The organism is Pseudochelatococcus sp. B33 (assembly GCF_053570585.1).
This window is the reverse complement of the sequence record NZ_JBSEFH010000069.1, coordinates 1-1,989: the sequence shown is the minus strand read 5'-3', so window position 1 is coordinate 1,989 and position 1,989 is coordinate 1. Positions and strand designations below refer to the sequence as shown.

The following is a 1,989-nucleotide window of genomic DNA, read 5'->3' as shown; positions in this document are numbered from 1 at the left end:
GGGCATAATCACCCTTTGCCCGCCCGACACTCAGGTCCGCCCCGGAGAAAGCCCCGTCAATCGCTCCGAAAGCGTCCAGAGACGCTCGGCCTCATCGGGGTCCATCGCCCAGGGCGCCACGCCCTTGTCGCCTGGCGCCTCGGCCTGCGGCAGGGCGACCTCGCAGTCCTCGCAATAGACGCCGCCGAGGCCGTCGAGTTGCGGGCTCGTCGCTGCCCAGATGCTGGTCGCCGCCCCCTGCTCGGGGCTCTTCAGGTCGCGCGTGGGATCGACGCGGCGGCTGCCGTTCTCGTCGTAGACGTCAAAAGCATTGATCTCGTCTTCGGAGAGATGCCGGGCGAGGTCGGTCAGGATGACGCCCGGATGCAGCGAGAAGGCGCGCACGCCCGCGCTCGCCCCGCGCCGGTCGAGCCCGAGCGCGAAGAGTGCATTTGCCGTCTTGGACTGGCCGTAGGCCTGCCACTTGTCGTAGGGCCGTGTGCGGAAGTCGTAGTCGTCGAAGTCGACCGGGCCGATCTGATGCCCGCGCGAGGAGACGGACACGACGCGCGCCCCGCCGGCCTTCACCAGCGCCGGCCAAAGCCCCGCCACCAACCGGAAATGGCCGAGATGGTTGGTCGCAAACTGGCTCTCACGGCCCTCCGCGTCGCGCGCTAGCGGCGCCGCCATGATGCCGGCGCTGTTGACGAGGATCGAGACCGGCACGCCCGCAGCGACGATCCGCGCCGCGAAGGCGGCGATCGACGCCGGGTCCGTCAGGTCCATCGCCTCGATCGATACGTTGCCGATCCCGGCCAGCGTGCGCTTTGCCTTCAACTGATCGCGCGCCGGCACGATCACGGTCGCGCCCGCACCGACAAGCGCCCGCGTCGTCTCGACGCCAAGGCCGGAATAGCCGCCGGTCACGATCGCGGTCTTGCCGGAAAGATCAACCCCTTCGACCACCTCCCTGGCCGTACTTGCGGCATTGAACCGCGATCCGATAGGCTTTTGCTCGGACATGTCGTCACTCCTTACGTTCTCTTGTGCTGGTGTCCACGCTTCATATCGGGTAGATTTCCGGTGTCTTAAGCCTCGAAACGCTGGATCTTAGTCGTGATCGTCCAGAATGCGCAGGATACCCTTTCCCAAGACACCCTTTCCGATGTGCTGAGCGCCGTCGATGCGCGCACTCTCTTCTCCGTCCGCTTCGCCGCTGGCGGACCCTGGTCGGTCGCCTTTCCGCCGCCGTCCTATCTGAAGTTCAATGCCGTCCGCCATGGCAGCGCCTGGCTGATGCCGGAGGGGGAGGCGCCGGTACGCGTGGAAGCGGGCGATTGCCTGGTGGTCAGCGGCAAGGCCTTCACGCTCGGAAGCGATCCAAAGGTTCGGCCGGTCCCGGCGGCGGAAGTCTTTACAGGCGGCAATCTCGACGTCGCGGTGGGCAACGGGCGGGATTTCGTGCTGCTCGGCGGCAGCGTGCATCTCGATACGGTTGACGGCGCCTTGCTGACCGATGCGCTGCCGCCGGCGGTCGTCATCCGCAGGGAGGCGGCCGGCCCCATCGCCTGGCTGCTGGAACAACTCGATAAGGAATGGAACGACGCGGCGCCCGGCGCGCGCATCGCCTGCAACGACCTGCTGCGCCTGGTCTTCATTCACGTGCTGCGGGCCTATCTGGCCTGCGAGACGCCGCACCATCCGGGCTGGCTTGCTGGCCTTGCGGATCGCCGGCTTGCCCCGGCGCTGCGTGCCATTCATGCCGAGCCGGCGCGCGGCTGGACCGTGGACTCGCTCGCCCGCATCGCCGGCCAGTCGCGCTCGGCTTTTGCCGAGCGGTTCCGGCAGACCGTCGGTGCATCACCGATCGATTATCTCGCTACCTGGCGCATGCGGCTTGCGGCGGTGCGGCTCCGGCGCGGCGACGAGCCTTTGCCGCGCATCGCGCGATCGCTCGGCTATACGTCCGACAGTGCCTTTGCCGCCACCTTCCGCCGCACTCTGGGCCAT

At 67.8% G+C, this 1,989-nt stretch carries 2 protein-coding genes; one reads left to right on the top strand and one right to left on the bottom strand.

Translation table 11 applies throughout. The features are described 5' to 3' along the window. Positions 1-30 precede the first annotated feature (30 nt). On the bottom strand, positions 31-1,002 hold the full coding sequence (locus tag ACUSIJ_RS29540; RefSeq protein WP_449311988.1) for an oxidoreductase: 972 nt from the start codon (positions 1,000-1,002) through the stop codon (positions 31-33). 93 nt (positions 1,003-1,095) lie between these two features. Between ACUSIJ_RS29540 and ACUSIJ_RS29535 the strand changes: the two genes are divergently transcribed. Further along, positions 1,096-1,989 (top strand): AraC family transcriptional regulator (locus ACUSIJ_RS29535; protein WP_449311987.1); only part of this gene is annotated, 894 nt, incomplete at its 3' end.